Below are 16,448 nucleotides of genomic sequence, written 5' to 3'. Positions count from 1 at the left end.
CCGCTCGACTTGCATGTGTTAGGCCTGCCGCCAGCGTTCAATCTGAGCCATGATCAAACTCTTCAATTAAAAGTTTTTTCTGTCTTCTCCCATAAAGAGAGCCGACACGCTCAATGAATTCTGAATTTATTTAATATCTTTCGATATTGAATTGACTGTGCTGCAATTCTTTTCTTAAGTAAAACCTAAGTAAGTTATTGCTGTTGGTCACTCAGTTTCTCTTTCGAGAAATCACATTGAGACTCTAAATTTTTTGCGTCATCTAGCGAACTAGAATCTGCTGTTAGAACTCAATCTGTACGAGTGCCCACACAGATGATTGCTTTATATTGTTAAAGAACGTTGCGGTTAAAGTTAAACTTTATCTCGCTAGGGCTGCGCATATTACGCTTTCCTATTTTTTTGTCAATACTTAATTTTAAACTTTATTAAAAATCTAAACTCAAGTTTTACTCGACTAACTGATTAACTCTTGCCTCGCTAAGCGTTGCTGTCTGCCGTCTCAGTGGGGTCGCATTATAGGGAGATCCAAAAACAGATCAACCTTTTTTTGAAGAAAACTTAAAATAAAACACTGTTCGCTGAGTATTTAAGCTAAACGCTCAAAAACAACACTAAACCAGCCTGTTTTTAACTATATAAGTGTAAGTTAAATGAAGAAACCCAGATTCAATCTTTAATCGAAAAAACGATCCACTACTGAAATGATCAATATTTTGATCAAATGACCTAAGTTTATAATCTTTACCTATGTATATTGTTAATAACTTATGAGGGTCAAACACTGACAGTCGCAGTTATCACGCATTTAAATCATAGGTAAAAGTAGACTCTATAGATTTATACAGCTACATATTCAGTAGCAGGGTAACTTCCAAAGCTATAAATGTTATTACCGACCATGAAATTTAAATTAACAAGCTAGTTGAATAACAAATGGTTATTAAGGGAAGTAGGTTCTAGTGACGCTTAGTGGGCTTACAAAGATGTTGGTTTGATAATGGTATAGTTGAGATGTTGCGCTATATACAGGGATACTGATAGCGATATTATTTTTTGCCAAATTTTAGATATTAAAAAGCCGAGCTTATGCTCGGCTTTTTGGTGTCTTTAAGACTTACTCAGCAGACTGCGCGTCTTCTTGAACTTCTTCGTTCGCAGATGTGCGACCTACTAGTTCAATATAAGCCATTGGTGCATTGTCACCAGCACGGAAGCCACACTTAATAATACGAGTGTAACCACCTGGACGGTCTGTATTGCGAGGACCGATTTCACTGAACAACTTACCAACTACTTCTTTATCACGCGTGCGAGCAAACGCTAAACGGCGATTTGCTACACTGTCAGTCTTAGCCAGTGTGATTAAAGGTTCAATTACACGACGTAACTCTTTCGCTTTTGGCAAAGTAGTTTTGATGATTTCATGTTTCACCAAAGAACCTGCCATATTGCTGAACATCGCTTTACGATGGCTGCTGTTACGGTTTAATTGACGACCACTCTTACGATGGCGCATGACCCTATCCTTCTAACTAAACTAATATAGTGATTTAGATTATTCAGCTAGGCTTGCAGGTGGCCAATTTTCTAGGCGCATACCTAGAGATAGACCACGTGAAGCTAGCACGTCTTTAATTTCAGTCAGAGACTTCTTGCCTAAGTTAGGCGTTTTAAGAAGCTCGACTTCTGTGCGCTGAACTAAATCACCGATATATTGAATTTGCTCGGCTTTCAAACAGTTTGCTGAACGCACTGTTAGTTCAAGATCATCAACTGGACGAAGTAGAATAGGATCGAATTCTGGCTTCTCTTCTTTCTCTTCTGGCTCAGTAACATCACGTAAGTCTACGAATGCTTCTAGCTGCTCAGCTAAGATAGTCGACGCACGGCGGATCGCTTCTTCTGGATCTATAGTGCCGTTTGTTTCCATATCAATGATTAACTTGTCTAAGTCTGTACGTTGTTCAACACGTGCTGATTCAACCGAGTACGCAATACGTTCAACTGGGCTAAATGATGCATCAAGCAACAATCTACCAATTGGACGCTCATCGTCATCAGAGGATAAACGGCTAGATGCCGGCACATACCCACGACCACGTTCAACACGAATTCGCATGCTGATCGCACTATTATCTGCCGTTAAATGACAAATAATATGATCTGGGTTGGCAATGGTTACATCGCCGTCGTGCTGAATATCAGCCGCAGTCACAGGGCCTACACCAGACTTAGTCAGGGTAAGAAAAACTTCATCTTTACCTTCCAAAGTAACTGCTAGACCTTTAAGATTTAACAGAATTTCAATGATGTCTTCTTGTACGCCTTCTTTCGCGCTGTATTCGTGCAACACACCGTCGATTTCAACTTCGGTTACTGCACATCCTGGCATTGACGAAAGAAGTATACGGCGTAAGGCATTCCCAAGAGTATGACCGAAGCCACGCTCTAATGGCTCTAAAACTACTTTAGAACGAGTTGGGTTAATAGCGTCGATATCGACTAACCTTGGTTTTAGAAATTCTGTAACAGAACCCTGCATTTTATCCTCTCTTAACTCTTAACTTTACTTAGAGTAAAGTTCGACGATTAGTTGTTCATTGATGTCCGCAGACAGGTCTGAACGCTCTGGTAGGCGTTTGAAATTACCTTCCATTTTCTTACCGTCAACTTCAACCCAAGTCGGTTTTTCACGTTGCTCGGCTAGTTCTAGAGCAGCGATGATACGAGCTTGTGTCTTAGACTTTTCACGGATAACTACTACATCTTCTGGAGTAATTACGAATGAAGGAATGTTCACTACACGACCATTAACTAAAACCGCTTTGTGGCTTACTAACTGACGTGCTTCAGCACGTGTGCTTGCAAAACCCATGCGGTATACAACATTGTCTAAACGTTGCTCTAAAAGCTGTAACAAGTTTTCACCTGTGTTGCCCTTAAGGCGAGCAGCTTCTTTGTAGTAGTTACGGAATTGCTTTTCTAATACACCGTAGATACGACGTACTTTTTGCTTTTCACGTAATTGTAAACCGTAATCAGATAAGCGACCTTTACGAGCGCCGTGCTGACCAGGTGCAGTCTCAAGTTTACACTTAGAGTCGATAGCTCTTACGCCGCTCTTAAGGAACAGGTCAGTACCTTCACGACGACTCAGCTTGAGCTTAGGGCCCAAATATCTTGCCATGTTATTTCTCCTAACCTATTGTTAAACGCGACGTTTCTTCGGTGGACGACAACCATTGTGTGGTATTGGCGTCACGTCAGTAATGTTGGTGATACGGTAACCAGCAGCATTCAAAGCACGTACAGCAGATTCACGACCTGGACCTGGACCTTTGATGAAAACTTCTAGATTTTTTAAACCGTATTCTTGAGCAGCAGTACCTGCACGCTCTGCAGCAACCTGAGCAGCGAATGGTGTAGATTTACGTGAACCACGGAAACCTGAACCACCGGCAGTAGCCCATGATAGTGCATTACCTTGACGGTCGGTAATTGTAACAATAGTGTTGTTGAAAGAAGCATGAACATGAGCCATACCATCAGCAACTTGCTTTTTAACCTTTTTACGACGAATTGGTGTCTTAGCCATAATACTATCCCCTTATCGCTTAATAGGCTTACGAGGACCCTTACGGGTACGCGCGTTAGTCTTTGTTCTTTGACCACGTAGTGGTAAAGAGCGACGGTGACGTAGGCCACGGTAACAACCAAGGTCCATAAGGCGCTTGATATTCAAAGTAACTTCACGACGAAGATCACCTTCTACAGTGTACTTGCCAACTGCTTCACGCAATACGTCAAGTGTTTCGTCTGAAAGTTCACCGATTTTTGTGGTTTCGGCGATACCAGTCGCTACTAAGATAGCCTTAGAGCGAGTCTTACCTATGCCATAAATAGCTGTTAAACCAATAACTGCATGTTTATGATCAGGGACGTTAATGCCAGCGATACGGGCCACTAACACATCTCCTATATTTGAATTCGGTTATCATCTGTTTGAAGAGCCCGTAAGGATACTCAAACGAAGACCAAATCACAACTGAAAACACAGGCCGAGAAACCTCAGCCTGCACGACTTATAAATTAACCTTGCCTTTGCTTATGCTTAGGCTCACTGCAAATTACACGTACAACACCGGCACGTTTAATAACTTTACAGTTACGGCATATTTTCTTAACGGAAGCACGTACTTTCATTGCTCAACTCCGTAAACTGACCTTATCGACCGTAGCCTTTAAGGTTCGCTTTTTTCAGCACAGAATCATATTGATGAGACATCATATGAGTCTGTACTTGTGCCATAAAGTCCATGATCACAACAACGATAATCAAAATTGATGTACCGCCGAAGTAGAATGGCGTTTGCCATGCCATGGTCATGAATTCGGGCACCAGACAGATAAAGGTTATATACAAAGCACCTGCCAATGTCAGGCGTGTCATCACTTTATCAATGTATTTCGATGTCTGCTCGCCTGGACGAATACCTGGGATAAATGCGCCAGATTTTTTCAGGTTATCTGCTGTTTCACGTGGGTTAAAAACCAACGCTGTGTAGAAAAAGCAGAAGAAGATAATAGCCGCAGCTAAAACTATTGCATACAAAGGCTGACCTGGAGTCAACGTTGTAGCAATCGCTTGTAGCACATCAGCGACAGGACCTTCACCCTGGCCGAACCAGCTGGCAATAGTACCAGGGAACAGAATTATACTGCTAGCAAAGATTGGTGGAATAACACCCGCCATGTTTACTTTTAGTGGTAAATGCGTGCTTTGGGCAGCAAATACTTGACGACCTTGTTGGCGCTTTGCGTAGTTAACGACGATACGACGTTGTCCACGTTCAAAGAACACTACAAGATAAGTAACAGCGAATACGATTACCGCAATCAATAACAGTGCTAAAACATGTAAATCACCTTGGCGCGCCATTTCGGCTGTCGAACCAATAGCAGACGGCAGGTTAGCTACAATACCAACAAATATTAGAACTGAGATACCGTTACCGATACCACGTTCAGTTATTTGCTCGCCCAACCACATCAGGAACATAGTACCAGTTACTAAACTCACCACTGCGGTGAAGTAGAAACCGAGACCTGGGTTAACAACTAACCCGTCCATCATACCCGGTAAGCTTGTGGCAATACCGATCGATTGGATAGTAGCAAGCAAGAGCGTGCCGTAGCGTGTGTACTGGCTAATTTTCTTACGACCTTGTTCACCTTCTTTCTTAAGCTCTATAAACGGAGGATACATATGCGTTAATAGTTGCGTAATAATTGAAGCTGTGATGTAAGGCATTATACCCAGTGCTAACACCGAAGCGCGCTCAAGCGCACCACCGCTGAACATGTTGAACATTTCAACAATGGTGCCCTTTTGTTGCTCGAAGAAATCGGCAAGTACAGCGGCGTCAATCCCAGGGATTGGCACAAATGAACCTAGACGGTAAATAATGATAGCGCCCAATACGAATAGTAATCGACGTTTCAATTCCGAAAGCCCACTTTGTGCACTTTGTGTATCTTGACCTGGTTTAGCCATTAGTACTTCCTTAGTCTTCTACCTTGCCTCCGGCGGCTTCGATAGCTTCGCGAGCACCTTTAGAGGCTTTAAGGCCTTTAACGGTAACAGCGCGTGAAACTTCGCCAGATTTAACAACTTTAACGAACAGAACGTTCTTTTTAACTAGACCAGCTGCCTGTAGCGTACCTAGGTCTACCACATCGCCTTCAACTTTAGCGATCTCGTATAGGTTTATTTCTGCAGATACTAAAGATTTGCGAGAAGTGAAACCAAACTTAGGTAGACGACGTTGCATAGGCATTTGACCGCCTTCAAAACCAACGCGTACTTTACCGCCAGAACGTGACTTTTGACCTTTGTGACCACGGCCACCAGTCTTACCTAGACCAGAACCGATACCACGACCAACACGTTTACCAGCAGATTTAGAACCTGCAGCAGGAGAAAGTGTATTCAAATGCATTCGAATTACCCCTCAACCTTAACCATGTATGAAACTTGGTTGATCATACCACGTACACATGCTGTGTCTTCTAACTCAACAGTGTGATTGATACGACGTAAACCAAGACCGCGTAATGTAGCTTTATGTTTCGGTAAACGACCGATAGAGCTCTTTACTTGTGTTACTTTTACAGTTTTATTAGCCATGGTTTACCCCAGAATCTCGTCTACTCGAAGACCACGTTTTGCAGCGATCGACTGAGGAGAATTCATATTCTCAAGAGCTGAGATCGTTGCACGTACAACGTTGATCGGGTTAGTAGAACCGTAACATTTAGAAAGTACGTTCTGCACACCAGTAACTTCTAGTACTGCACGCATAGCACCACCTGCGATGATACCAGTACCTTCAGATGCTGGTTTCATAAACACAAGAGAGCCAGCATGACGTCCTTTAACAGGATGCTGTAATGTGTTGCCATTTAGGTCTACGTTGATCATGTTACGACGTGCTTTTTCCATTGCTTTTTGAATAGCAGCTGGAACTTCACGTGCTTTACCATAACCGAAACCTACTTTACCTGCGCCGTCACCAACTACAGTTAGTGCAGTGAAGCTAAAGATACGACCACCTTTAACTACTTTAGACACACGGTTCACCGCGATTAGCTTTTCAGCTAGATCAGGCTGTTGTTGCTTTGCTTCTACGTTAGCCATTGTCTACTCCTAGAATTGCAAACCGGCTTCACGCGCAGCATCTGCTAGCGCCTTCACACGGCCGTGATATTTAAAGCCACTGCGATCAAAAGCAATCTTTTCGATGCCTTTGTCAGCCGCACGTTCAGCAACCGCTTTACCAACTGCTTGCGCAGCTGCAACGTTGCCTGTGCCTTTAACTGTTTCGCTAATAGCTTTCTCAACAGTAGAAGCAGCAGCCAGTACATTACCCTCAGCGTTTACAACTTGAGCGTAAATGTGACGTGGCGTGCGGTGGATAACAAGACGCGTTGTGCCTTGTTCAATATAATTTCTACGAGTGCGTTTAGCACGACGTAGACGAGCTGTTTTTTTATCCATCGTCTTACCTTACTTCTTCTTAGCCTCTTTACGGCGTACATTCTCATCTGAATAACGAACACCCTTACCTTTATAAGGCTCAGGTTTACGGTATGCACGAATGTTAGCAGCTGTTTGACCAACTAACTGCTTATCTACGCCCTTAACTAGAACTTCTGTTTGGCTTGGAGTTTCAATCGTAATTCCTTCAGGAACTGCGAAATTAACTGGGTGTGAGAAACCAAGAGTTAAATCTAATGTTTTACCCTTAGCTGCAGCACGGTAACCAACGCCTACTAACTGAAGTTTCTTCTCGTAACCTTCATGCGTACCAACAATCATATTGTTGATTAGAGCGCGAGCAGTACCTGCTTGTGCCCATGCATTGGCTACGCCTTCACGAGGTAAAGTTGTAATAACGTTGTCGTTAAGTTGTACTTCAACTGCAGAGTTGATAGTACGCGTTAATTCGCCGTTTTTGCCTTTAACTGTGATGTCCTGGCCTTTTAATGTAACTTCTACACCGGCAGGAACATTAATTGGTGCCTTTGCTATGCGAGACATAGTTCCCCTCCGATTAAGCTACAAAACCAATGATTTCACCACCAACACCAGCACTACGTGCGGCGCGGTCTGTCATTAGGCCTTTAGAAGTTGATACGATAGCGATACCTAGACCACCCATTACCTTTGGTAATTCGTCACGTCTCTTATAGATACGCAAACCAGGGCGGCTAACACGCTGGATATTTTCAATAACAGCTTTGCCTTCGAAGTATTTCAACTCGATAGAAAGCTCAGGTTTAACATCACCGCTGATTGTGAAATCAACGATATAACCTTCATCTTTTAATACTTTAGCTAATGCTACTTTCAGCTTTGAATTAGGCATCGTTACAGATACTTTTTTCGCTGACTGACCGTTACGAATTCGTGTAAACAAATCCGCGATAGGATCTTGCAAGCTCATAGTCTTACTCCCGTGATTCTATTACCAGCTAGCCTTTTTAAGGCCAGGAATTTCACCGCGCATAGCTGCTTCGCGAACTTTGATACGGCTCATGCCGAATTTGCGAAGGTAACCATGTGGGCGGCCCGTAATGTTACAACGATTACGTTGACGTGCAGGGCTAGAATCACGTGGTAAAGCTTGTAGCTTAAGTACCGCGTCCCAACGATCATCGTCAGATGTTTTCACATCACTGATGATAGCTTTTAGTGCTGCGCGCTTTTCAGCGAACTGAGCAACTAATTTCGTGCGCTTTGCTTCGCGCGCTTTCATAGAATTCTTTGCCATAACCCTACCCTTATTTCTTGAATGGGAAGTTAAACGCTTCTAACAACGCACGGCCTTCCTCATCTGTTTTCGCAGATGTAGTGATTGTGATATCCATACCGCGTACGCGGTCTACTTTATCATAATCAATTTCTGGGAAGATGATTTGTTCACGTACGCCCATGCTGTAGTTACCACGTCCATCAAAAGACTTAGCACTTACACCACGGAAGTCACGGATACGTGGGATAGCGATTGAAACCAAACGCTCAAAAAAGTCCCACATACGCTCGCCGCGTAGGGTTACTTTACAACCAATTGGGTAGCCTTCACGTACTTTAAAGCCAGCAACAGATTTGCGTGCTTTAGTAATGAGTGGCTTCTGACCAGCGATTGCTTCTAGATCCGCAACAGCGTTGTCTAGAATTTTCTTGTCAGCTAGGGCTTCGCCCACGCCCATATTCAATGTGATCTTTTCGATCTGAGGGACTTGCATGACAGAGCTGAAACCAAACTTCTCTTGAAGTTCAGCAACTACTTTGTCTTTATATACTTCATGCAGTTTCGCCATCATTCTACTCCAACTATTAGATAGTTTTACCAGTAGATTTAAAGATACGTAATTTCTTACCATCTTCAATCTTGAAACCTACACGATCTGCTTTACTCGTTTCCGAGTTGAAGATCGCAACGTTTGATACGTCAATAGACGCTTCTTTCTCAACAATACCACCTGGCTGGTTCAATTGTGGAACCGGCTTTTGGTGCTTCTTGATTAAGTTAATGCCTTCGACAAATACTCGACCAGACTCGGTAACAACTGAAAGCACTTTGCCGCGCTTACCTTTGTCTTTACCTGCTAGAACGATTACTTCGTCATCACGACGGATTTTTGCTGCCATGATTGACTCCTTACAGTACTTCTGGGGCTAGTGAAACGATTTTCATGAACTTATCATTACGAAGTTCGCGAGTCACAGGGCCGAAAATACGTGTACCAATTGGCTGCAAGTTATCATTTAAGATAACAGCCGCATTGCTGTCAAAACGGATCAAAGAACCATCTGGACGACGAACGCCTTTCTTAGTACGCACAACTACCGCGTTTTTAACATCACCTTTCTTCACTTTACCGCGAGGAATCGCTTCTTTAACAGAAACTTTAATGATGTCACCAATCGCTGCATAACGACGGTGCGAACCGCCTAAGACTTTAATACACTGCACTTTGCGAGCGCCGCTGTTATCAGCAACTTCCAGCTGAGTTTGCATTTGGATCATGTTAATGACCTCCGGTGTAGTTATTACAACTGTCTTAAATTTGTTTAAAATCAAGACATTTAGGTTAAAAACCACTCAAAAAACAATCTAGTTGTCTCCCAAGGGCGGGCAATTGTATCAGCATTGCGGGGGTAGTGGTAGGTTATTTTTTAATTAATTTAGAATAACGAGGATGGTTGTTTTGTCGATGAAACATATTTTGCTATTTTAGCATTGATTATAAAACAATCAGGGCAATTTTATGCCCTGATTGTTTTATCACCGAATAAAATCGGCATTATTTGCCAAACAAACCTTTTAACTTATCTTTAATTTTATCTTTCGCTTTTTCTTTTACTTCATCTTCTGCCGCTTTGCTTACATCTAAGCTGATGCCAACATCATGAAATGGTCCTTTGATTCGCACTGGAATTTTAAAGCCGGTACTGTCATCTTGGGTACCCTGTCCTTCGAGAGAATCGACTATGCCTGTCACTAAGCGGTAGTTAACTGTCGTTGCTGGTAGATTAACATCCCCTTCACCACTAATACGTACTAATGGACTTAACAAACTTAGATCCGTGTTTTTGCCCACGCCATTGGTAAAGTTAAAGCTACCCGTTAGCGCAGAGAAGTCGGTTTGCTGGGAATTATCAAAGCCAGTATCTAGCCCTTGTGATATTGCACCAAAGTTACCCTTAATTAGCTCTTTGCCTTTGCGAACCATTTCAGCAATGTTGGCGCCTTTTACTGCACCATCGGCAAATTCAAATGCTAGTTTACCCTGTAGGGCACTCATAAAGTCTTTTTGGCTCTGACCTGATGTTGCTAAGTCCCAATTGAGTGAGCCTTTGCCCATTAGCTTATCGAAGCCAGCGGCATCTGTTAGCAATGGTTGTGCATCTATTTTATCTAACGAGAAGTTGGTGCTGATTTTGTAAGGAGCTTGTTTCGCATTAACCGTTACTGTGCCTTTACCATTACCTTCGTAGGCGGCAAACTTATCTAGGCTGATTTTTGCTACGCCTTTGTTAAGGTTTACAGTGAATTGATTAGCACCAAGTTTGATTTCATTTGCTTTTAAGCCACTTGAACGGATCACCACATTCGCATCTAAGGCATTTAAGCCACTTAAATCCATTTTTGTGTCATCCCATACAATTGGTTTGGCTGGCTCGTCACTTTTAGGTTCTGGTTTATCTGCTGGCGCTACCACCTCAGGTAAGTAAGGATTTAAGTCCAGCATACCTAAATCGATGTCAGCATTAACGGCTAAACGCTTACCTAAATTAAGCTCGCTTTTTCCTTTGATCTCTAATGCATCAAGAGTGGCGACTAATTCAGCTAGGTTGAACTTATCACCTTGCATACGCATTTTGCCACTAACACTAAATGCATTAAAGGCGCTTTCTTTAGCGTTCAGCTCGACTCCCTGCCATTTAGCAATGTCTTTTACTGAATCACCACTGAGCGCTAATTGACCTTGAATATCTTTACCTTGACCGGCTATTAAGCCTTTAAACTCAACATCAACTAACTTTGAAGTGACATCAGTTGTCACATTAAATGTATCACCTTCTATTGCTTTAGCTGGGTTATCAACTGTTACATCAAGCTCAAAGCGCTCTTGCATATAAGTGATCCCACCTTTGACTTCGAGTGATTTATGCAGTGAAGGCAGTAAGATAGCCAATTCTAAATCGCTAATTTGCTGTTTAGCTCCCGTTTGACCATCTAAATAAGTAAACGACCCACCATATATAGCCACTTCACCTAATTGAATATCAAAGTTTTCAGGTAGTTTGACTGCCTCACCTGCTTGAGTTTGCTGCTCAGGTTTCGCAGCTACTGCATCAAATAACTGCCAGTTAGCTTTACCATTTTTATCTGTTTCAAGCAGAATATTGGGTTCATTGATCACAAACTTTTCTAGTTTAAGTTCACCACCAAATAGCGAAAACCAAGGAATATGAACTGCAAGTTGCTGCATGCTTGCCATATCTGCACGTGAGCCAGTTTTCATATTGGCAAAATGCACATCTTCAAGTTCAAGCTTCAAAGAAGGAAAAACGGATAATGTTTTATCGCCTTTAATAGTTAAAGTACGCCCAGTGGTTTGCTCAACCTGCTCAGAGACTTTATTAAAAATGGCATCGGTTGGAATTAAAAACGGTGCAGCAATAATTAAAGCAACAAGCAATAATAATATGACACCAATAACTTTAAATAAGGTCTTCATGATGGTCCTTTCAAATGTGCAAATAATGTTCTTATCATAGCGGGAGTTAGCATTAAAATCATTGTGCAACGAAGAAAAATGCAATTTCCTGCATTCTACAGTGAATATATGAATTGTTACTGAAACATTTTGATACCTTTAGCTGCAAAACCATATAGCTGAATTTCGCAAAGCCGCCGGGCTTTCACAGCAAGAGCTAGCCGATGCTAGCGCCGTTTCATGCAAAACAATCAGCACGGTCGAAACATCACGCTTTACACCTTCAGTGATCATTGCATTGAAGATAGCTCGGCAGTTTGAAACTACTGTGGAGCAGTTATTTTCACTTGAATAAGCAGATTAAACCCTTTAAATGCAATCTTGTGCAGATTTAACTTATCAAGATTGCATCCCCTGTATTCTTCGGTATGATGCACAGCCCTGTTGTTTTAAGACGTTTTGCGCTAAAATTAAACAACTGAAAAATGTATTTAACCGGAGTACCATCAGGCATGAAAAAATTGCTCATTTCACCTTCACAAATGGCATTAGGCGAACAAGAAGGCCATATTTATCAAAATATTCTAAAGCAGGCTTCTGAAATCAGCTTAAACCTGATGGCGGTGAAAATAGAAAATCATCCTGAAGACTTCTTAGGTTGGTGCTATGAACTACTTAATGCTAGCCGTAACCGTATTAATCATGATTTACTCGAAACCAATCAATTACCAATTTTAAAAAAGCTTAATGACTTATTAGTTTCAGCAATTAGCTTCTTACAATTGAAAACATTACGCGTAGCACCTTGGCCTGTAGTTAGTGTATTTATAGAGCAACATAAAGATGTGTTAGCCCTTGATGAACAGTTACGCCTTGCCAACTATATAGCTGGTATTCGCGAGCAATCACTGAAAGAGATGATCCCTGAAGATTTATTAGCATTTAGTGGTAAACATACTTCTGCACTGGATCCAAGTAGTTATAATTTTGATGTCGAATGGTTTAGCTCTACTAAAAGCGCCAAAGCTTTTCATCAAATGCTTGCCGACCTGCCGGCATTATTTGATGAAGCATTAGCACATATACCTTTAGAAGGTGAAGTAACTGAAGCTGATTACCAAGAATTTGTGGTCAAATATTTAAAAGCCTTTACTGATAGCAATGAAAAGCCAACGCTTGCACCGGCAACTCGTCTATTAGCAATGCGCCGCCCAGATGTTTTTACACCAATTAATAACACCCGTTTAGATGCACTTTGCTCAGCATTGGCTATTACTAAATTAAATAATCGTGACTTTGCGCGTTATTGGCAGGATATTGTCCAAGCAGTTCATGGTATGTCTTGGTTTAAAATGGCAAGTGGTGACAGCGAGCTGGATCAACAACTTGTTGCAATCAAAGCGTTAATTCCGTGCTTTTTCTATCACGCGGACAAAAACACGCCTGAAAACTCTAACTACATCAAGTTATTGAGCAAGCCAAAGCGTACAACAACCACTGGCACTAGAAAAGTGCGTCGTGGTAAAGAGTCTGCTGAAATACTTGTTGATCGCGCACTTGCTGCTGACGATATGCCTGAGCATATTCGCGCAAAGCGTGATTCAATTATCAGCGAAGTACAAAAAGGCCGTGGCGTGAACGAAACAATCAGCCTAATGCGTACTATTTTTGGTTAAACCATAGTAAAAAATACAAAAACCCGCTGCAACTGAGTTGTGCATGCGGGTTTTTTTACGCACCAATAAAGTGCGCAAGCTTCGTAAAAAACAATCTCCTCCTTTCACTATAAATATTTATACCGTTGTTTATAAAGTAATTTAAATATAAATTATTGCTTTTCATTTAACTTGGCACAAGCAGTGCAATTATCCTGGTAGACAACTAAAAATAGGATCCGCAATTATAGACTGTAATCTAATTAATAATTGCGAGCCAAAAAATCAGCATAACAACAGGATACCAAACATGTTAAAACTAAAATCAGCAATTGCGATCAGCACACTTGTACTCATGGGTGCAACATCTACAGCAGCATATGCAGAAGTAACAGCCAATGCCGCAGCAACTTCAAACTACTTATGGCGTGGTCAAGAACAAACCGGTGGTGATGCTGCAATTTCAGGTGGTATTGATTATGCCAACGAATCAGGTTTTTATGCTGGTACTTGGGCTTCAAATGCAAGCTGGGCCGATGAAATGACCTACGAGCTTGATCTCTATGCTGGTTTTGGTGGCGATATTAATGAAAATATGAGCTACGACGTTGGCTACATCTATTACGCTTACCCTGATGCAGCTTCTGGCGCAGACGCTGATTTTTCTGAAATTTACGGTAGCATCAGTATGGGTGGCTTTAGCTTTGGCGCATCAGTTCTTGCAACTTCAGCCGCAAGCGGTGATGGCACAGACTTTGGTGATTCGTTATACCTGACTGCAGATTACGGTTTCGCAGTTGGTACTAATGGCACTGAAATGGCCTTACACTTAGGCCATTACTCAGGCGACTTTATTGGTGATGACGACATCATCGACTACGGCGTATCTATCTCTAAAGATGGCTTCACTTTTGGTCTATCTGATACCGATATGGATGACAGTGATATTAAGGCTTACGTTGCTTTTTCAATGGACTTTAGCCTATAAAAAGAATGTGTTACTTGCTGCAACACTAAGGGCCGTAAGGCCCTTTCTCGATCTTGGTAAGCGGTAAAAAGCGACTAAGTTCAGATTTTATGTCAAGACTTACCCTAAACTCAGACTGCTTATAGCTTATAGCTTAAAACTCCTATGGCACACTGTGCCCTGTTGAACCTTGCCAAATACGATACCATTGTTCACGACTGAGTTTTAACTGCTTAGCGGCAACAGCCGATTTAACACGCTCAATGTTGCCAGTGCCCAGTACCACTGATGGGGAACTTGGGTGCATTAATAACCACGCGTAAACTACTTGATCAATAGAACTTGCACCAATTTCACTGCCTACTTGTTCGAGTACATGACGCAGGCGAATCGCTTTTTCATCATTTTCTGCAAAAATGCGACCGCCAGCCAAAGGTGACCAACACATAGGTTTAATATCAAGTAACTGACATTGGTCTAAACTACCATCATCAAGTGCTTGCATTTCATACGGTGAAAATTCAATTTGATTGGTCACCAATTCAAAATCAAGACGCGACTGCAATAAACTTAGTTGTGATGGCGTAAAGTTTGATACACCAAATTCGAGTACATCACCATTTTGCTTAAGAGTAGTGAATGCCTCAGCTACTTCGTCTGCATTCATCAAATAATCAGGGCGATGAATAAGTAATGCATCTAATCTATCGGTATTAAAATGCTTTAACGATTGCTGTGCTGAGCTAATAATATGTGCGGCACTCGAATCGTAATGATTAGCTAGGCCTGCTAATCCTAAGCTTGCAAAAGCAGGTTTAATACCGCACTTGGTAATAATTTTGATCTCATCACGAATACTTGGCTTTAAAGCTAAAGCTTTACCAAACTCCGCCTCACAACCATATCCACCGTAAATGTCAGCGTGATCGGTGTGCCTTACGCCGGCTTCAATTGCTTGCTCAAGAAAAGTTAAACACTGTTGTGGAGTAATTTGCCAATCTAATAATCGCCAAAACCCAAGTACTAGTTCGTCAATAGCGCGATCTGAGCTGTTCATAATTCCACCTTTATTTTTGTAATAAATATTGTCCCGGCAAGTTCAATGCAAGTACCAAAACAGTATCCCAATAAGCCATGATAATTTAATTGACCTTATTGATGTATTATTCTACATAATAAATAAGGTATTAATAGCTGAAAGTTATACCAGCACATGCATTAGCACATCAGTTTTATTCAGAGCTTTACCTTTTTTTGATGGCACAGGTCACAGGTAACGTAATAAACTTTTTGGATTAAATGAGGCTACAGATGAAAGACTTAACCCACACTATATACAGGCTGATGGCTTGCCTTTTACTCACGGTTAGTCAGTTGAGCTTTGCAGCAACCACTGAACAAGAAGTCACTCATTTGCTCAGCTTTATCGCGCAAAGCAACGCGACTTTCATTCGTAACGGTGATCAACACACCAGCACCGAAGCCGCTGATCATCTTGCTATGAAATACCACAAAGGTAAACGCTACGCTAAAACTACTGATGAGTTTATTGAAAATCTTGCCAGTAAAAGCTCATGGAGTGGCAAACCTTATACCGTTATTCTCAAAGATGGTACAAAAATAATCAGTAAAAAATGGCTTACAAACGAGTTAGCTCATTTTAGAACCACAGAAAAGCCGCAATAAGTGCGGCTTGGTTTCACTCTTAGGAGAGGTGATTTAAATTCTGAAATACAAACGATTCTTGAGCTGATATTTGTGAGTTCAAGAAATTGCTTAACTTTCATATTATTCATTTAATGAAGTATCATATGCAAACATAGCTGAACATTTTGTGAACACAACCTTAAAATAATAATCAAATAAAAATAAAATAAAAATAAAATAGCAAAGTTGTAAACTAGATAGTACTTGCACCTGATTTTGCCACGAATGCTAAAACGAAACACAAAAAATAATCACCGATTTTAACTAAAAGTGAAAGCCACACAACAGCACAGTAATCAAATAGTAGCTCTGTAAGTGATACTAGC

The 16,448-nt window shown here is 41.5% G+C and carries 23 protein-coding genes and 1 rRNA gene; 4 read left to right on the top strand and 20 right to left on the bottom strand.

Annotated features, from left to right (window positions below):
* The 19 genes from PSR9079_RS20790 to PSR9079_RS20700 form a co-directional block, all read right to left on the bottom strand.
* Positions 1-69 (bottom strand): 16S ribosomal RNA (locus PSR9079_RS20790); the annotation flags it as partial.
* A 1,048-nt stretch (positions 70-1,117) separates the two neighbouring features.
* Complete coding sequence (rplQ, locus tag PSR9079_RS20785; RefSeq protein WP_016710207.1) at positions 1,118-1,519, bottom strand: 50S ribosomal protein L17; 402 nt, start codon at positions 1,517-1,519, stop codon at positions 1,118-1,120.
* A 39-nt stretch (positions 1,520-1,558) separates the two neighbouring features.
* Entirely contained in the window at positions 1,559-2,545 is a 987-nt protein-coding gene (locus PSR9079_RS20780) for a DNA-directed RNA polymerase subunit alpha (protein ID WP_145241913.1), read from the bottom strand.
* 24 nt (positions 2,546-2,569) lie between these two features.
* A complete protein-coding gene (gene rpsD / locus PSR9079_RS20775) occupies positions 2,570-3,190 on the bottom strand; it encodes a 30S ribosomal protein S4 (protein WP_016710205.1) in 621 nt (206 codons plus the stop codon).
* Between the two features lie 21 nt (positions 3,191-3,211).
* Positions 3,212-3,598, bottom strand: coding sequence for a 30S ribosomal protein S11 (rpsK, locus tag PSR9079_RS20770; protein WP_002959471.1), 387 nt, complete (start codon positions 3,596-3,598; stop codon positions 3,212-3,214).
* Positions 3,599-3,610: 12 nt separating this feature from the next.
* Positions 3,611-3,967, bottom strand: coding sequence for a 30S ribosomal protein S13 (rpsM, locus tag PSR9079_RS20765; RefSeq protein ID WP_145241916.1), 357 nt, complete (start codon positions 3,965-3,967; stop codon positions 3,611-3,613).
* A 125-nt stretch (positions 3,968-4,092) separates the two neighbouring features.
* Entirely contained in the window at positions 4,093-4,206 is a 114-nt protein-coding gene (gene rpmJ / locus PSR9079_RS20760) for a 50S ribosomal protein L36 (RefSeq protein WP_002959476.1), read from the bottom strand.
* A 22-nt stretch (positions 4,207-4,228) separates the two neighbouring features.
* Positions 4,229-5,557 (bottom strand): preprotein translocase subunit SecY, encoded by a 1,329-nt coding sequence (gene secY / locus PSR9079_RS20755; RefSeq protein WP_145241918.1) that lies wholly within the window; start codon positions 5,555-5,557, stop codon positions 4,229-4,231.
* A gap of 10 nt (positions 5,558-5,567) precedes the next feature.
* Positions 5,568-6,002 (bottom strand): 50S ribosomal protein L15, encoded by a 435-nt coding sequence (gene rplO, locus PSR9079_RS20750; RefSeq protein WP_064668467.1) that lies wholly within the window; start codon positions 6,000-6,002, stop codon positions 5,568-5,570.
* A 5-nt stretch (positions 6,003-6,007) separates the two neighbouring features.
* A complete protein-coding gene (gene rpmD / locus PSR9079_RS20745; protein WP_016710201.1) occupies positions 6,008-6,190 on the bottom strand; it encodes a 50S ribosomal protein L30 in 183 nt (60 codons plus the stop codon).
* 3 nt (positions 6,191-6,193) lie between these two features.
* Positions 6,194-6,700, bottom strand: a complete 507-nt coding sequence (rpsE, locus tag PSR9079_RS20740; RefSeq protein ID WP_002959485.1) for a 30S ribosomal protein S5 — start codon at positions 6,698-6,700, stop codon at positions 6,194-6,196.
* Positions 6,701-6,709: 9 nt separating this feature from the next.
* Positions 6,710-7,060: a 50S ribosomal protein L18 gene (gene rplR / locus PSR9079_RS20735; RefSeq protein ID WP_008115388.1), complete on the bottom strand. Its 351-nt coding sequence runs from the start codon at positions 7,058-7,060 to the stop codon at positions 6,710-6,712.
* Between the two features lie 9 nt (positions 7,061-7,069).
* Complete coding sequence (rplF, locus tag PSR9079_RS20730; RefSeq protein WP_145241920.1) at positions 7,070-7,603, bottom strand: 50S ribosomal protein L6; 534 nt, start codon at positions 7,601-7,603, stop codon at positions 7,070-7,072.
* Between the two features lie 13 nt (positions 7,604-7,616).
* On the bottom strand, positions 7,617-8,009 hold the full coding sequence (rpsH, locus tag PSR9079_RS20725; RefSeq protein ID WP_145241923.1) for a 30S ribosomal protein S8: 393 nt from the start codon (positions 8,007-8,009) through the stop codon (positions 7,617-7,619).
* Between the two features lie 21 nt (positions 8,010-8,030).
* Positions 8,031-8,336 (bottom strand): 30S ribosomal protein S14, encoded by a 306-nt coding sequence (gene rpsN / locus PSR9079_RS20720; RefSeq protein WP_058562128.1) that lies wholly within the window; start codon positions 8,334-8,336, stop codon positions 8,031-8,033.
* Between the two features lie 10 nt (positions 8,337-8,346).
* The gene (gene rplE / locus PSR9079_RS20715) at positions 8,347-8,886 is read right to left on the bottom strand and encodes a 50S ribosomal protein L5 (RefSeq protein ID WP_016710195.1); all 540 of its coding nucleotides are present in this window, start codon (positions 8,884-8,886) and stop codon (positions 8,347-8,349) included.
* Between the two features lie 16 nt (positions 8,887-8,902).
* Positions 8,903-9,217 (bottom strand): 50S ribosomal protein L24, encoded by a 315-nt coding sequence (gene rplX / locus PSR9079_RS20710; RefSeq protein ID WP_016710194.1) that lies wholly within the window; start codon positions 9,215-9,217, stop codon positions 8,903-8,905.
* A gap of 10 nt (positions 9,218-9,227) precedes the next feature.
* A complete protein-coding gene (gene rplN, locus PSR9079_RS20705) occupies positions 9,228-9,596 on the bottom strand; it encodes a 50S ribosomal protein L14 (protein WP_011329449.1) in 369 nt (122 codons plus the stop codon).
* 277 nt (positions 9,597-9,873) lie between these two features.
* Complete coding sequence (locus tag PSR9079_RS20700; protein ID WP_149983098.1) at positions 9,874-11,814, bottom strand: AsmA family protein; 1,941 nt, start codon at positions 11,812-11,814, stop codon at positions 9,874-9,876.
* Between the two features lie 142 nt (positions 11,815-11,956).
* Here PSR9079_RS20700 and PSR9079_RS20695 point away from each other — a divergent pair, with 142 nt between their 5' ends.
* The 3 genes from PSR9079_RS20695 (at position 11,957) to PSR9079_RS20685 (ending at position 14,436) form a co-directional block, all read left to right on the top strand.
* Entirely contained in the window at positions 11,957-12,148 is a 192-nt protein-coding gene (locus tag PSR9079_RS20695) for a helix-turn-helix transcriptional regulator (RefSeq protein ID WP_149983100.1), read from the top strand.
* Between the two features lie 157 nt (positions 12,149-12,305).
* Complete coding sequence (locus tag PSR9079_RS20690; RefSeq protein WP_149983097.1) at positions 12,306-13,469, top strand: hypothetical protein; 1,164 nt, start codon at positions 12,306-12,308, stop codon at positions 13,467-13,469.
* A gap of 289 nt (positions 13,470-13,758) precedes the next feature.
* Positions 13,759-14,436 (top strand): TorF family putative porin, encoded by a 678-nt coding sequence (locus tag PSR9079_RS20685; RefSeq protein WP_145241933.1) that lies wholly within the window; start codon positions 13,759-13,761, stop codon positions 14,434-14,436.
* A 142-nt stretch (positions 14,437-14,578) separates the two neighbouring features.
* Here PSR9079_RS20685 and PSR9079_RS20680 read toward each other — a convergent pair whose 3' ends face one another.
* Positions 14,579-15,472, bottom strand: a complete 894-nt coding sequence (locus tag PSR9079_RS20680) for an aldo/keto reductase (protein ID WP_149983096.1) — start codon at positions 15,470-15,472, stop codon at positions 14,579-14,581.
* Positions 15,473-15,726: 254 nt separating this feature from the next.
* On the opposite strand from PSR9079_RS20680, the gene PSR9079_RS20675 reads away from it, so the two are divergent.
* On the top strand, positions 15,727-16,101 hold the full coding sequence (locus PSR9079_RS20675; protein WP_149983095.1) for a DUF5329 family protein: 375 nt from the start codon (positions 15,727-15,729) through the stop codon (positions 16,099-16,101).
* Positions 16,102-16,448: the final 347 nt, after the last annotated feature.

This window comes from Pseudoalteromonas rhizosphaerae, from assembly GCF_902498845.1.
Taxonomy (GTDB): domain Bacteria; phylum Pseudomonadota; class Gammaproteobacteria; order Enterobacterales; family Alteromonadaceae; genus Pseudoalteromonas; species Pseudoalteromonas rhizosphaerae.
The sequence above is the reverse complement of the archived record's forward strand: the minus strand, read 5'-3'. Positions and strand labels throughout refer to the sequence as shown.

Coding starts and splice junctions, on each gene's coding strand:
- PSR9079_RS20680 (WP_149983096.1), bottom strand. CDS start 15,472: ATGAACAGCTCAGATCGCGCTATTGACGAACTAGTACTTGGGTTTTGG.
- PSR9079_RS20685 (WP_145241933.1), top strand. CDS start 13,759: ATGTTAAAACTAAAATCAGCAATTGCGATCAGCACACTTGTACTCATG.
- rpsH (WP_145241923.1), bottom strand. CDS start 8,009: ATGAGCTTGCAAGATCCTATCGCGGATTTGTTTACACGAATTCGTAAC.
- rpmJ (WP_002959476.1), bottom strand. CDS start 4,206: ATGAAAGTACGTGCTTCCGTTAAGAAAATATGCCGTAACTGTAAAGTT.
- rplE (WP_016710195.1), bottom strand. CDS start 8,886: ATGGCGAAACTGCATGAAGTATATAAAGACAAAGTAGTTGCTGAACTT.
- rplO (WP_064668467.1), bottom strand. CDS start 6,002: ATGCATTTGAATACACTTTCTCCTGCTGCAGGTTCTAAATCTGCTGGT.
- rplN (WP_011329449.1), bottom strand. CDS start 9,596: ATGATCCAAATGCAAACTCAGCTGGAAGTTGCTGATAACAGCGGCGCT.
- secY (WP_145241918.1), bottom strand. CDS start 5,557: ATGGCTAAACCAGGTCAAGATACACAAAGTGCACAAAGTGGGCTTTCG.
- PSR9079_RS20780 (WP_145241913.1), bottom strand. CDS start 2,545: ATGCAGGGTTCTGTTACAGAATTTCTAAAACCAAGGTTAGTCGATATC.
- rpsE (WP_002959485.1), bottom strand. CDS start 6,700: ATGGCTAACGTAGAAGCAAAGCAACAACAGCCTGATCTAGCTGAAAAG.
- rpsN (WP_058562128.1), bottom strand. CDS start 8,336: ATGGCAAAGAATTCTATGAAAGCGCGCGAAGCAAAGCGCACGAAATTA.
- rplF (WP_145241920.1), bottom strand. CDS start 7,603: ATGTCTCGCATAGCAAAGGCACCAATTAATGTTCCTGCCGGTGTAGAA.
- PSR9079_RS20675 (WP_149983095.1), top strand. CDS start 15,727: ATGAAAGACTTAACCCACACTATATACAGGCTGATGGCTTGCCTTTTA.
- rpmD (WP_016710201.1), bottom strand. CDS start 6,190: ATGGCTAATAAAACTGTAAAAGTAACACAAGTAAAGAGCTCTATCGGT.
- rpsK (WP_002959471.1), bottom strand. CDS start 3,598: ATGGCTAAGACACCAATTCGTCGTAAAAAGGTTAAAAAGCAAGTTGCT.
- rplQ (WP_016710207.1), bottom strand. CDS start 1,519: ATGCGCCATCGTAAGAGTGGTCGTCAATTAAACCGTAACAGCAGCCAT.
- rpsD (WP_016710205.1), bottom strand. CDS start 3,190: ATGGCAAGATATTTGGGCCCTAAGCTCAAGCTGAGTCGTCGTGAAGGT.
- rplR (WP_008115388.1), bottom strand. CDS start 7,060: ATGGATAAAAAAACAGCTCGTCTACGTCGTGCTAAACGCACTCGTAGA.
- PSR9079_RS20700 (WP_149983098.1), bottom strand. CDS start 11,814: ATGAAGACCTTATTTAAAGTTATTGGTGTCATATTATTATTGCTTGTT.
- rplX (WP_016710194.1), bottom strand. CDS start 9,217: ATGGCAGCAAAAATCCGTCGTGATGACGAAGTAATCGTTCTAGCAGGT.
- PSR9079_RS20690 (WP_149983097.1), top strand. CDS start 12,306: ATGAAAAAATTGCTCATTTCACCTTCACAAATGGCATTAGGCGAACAA.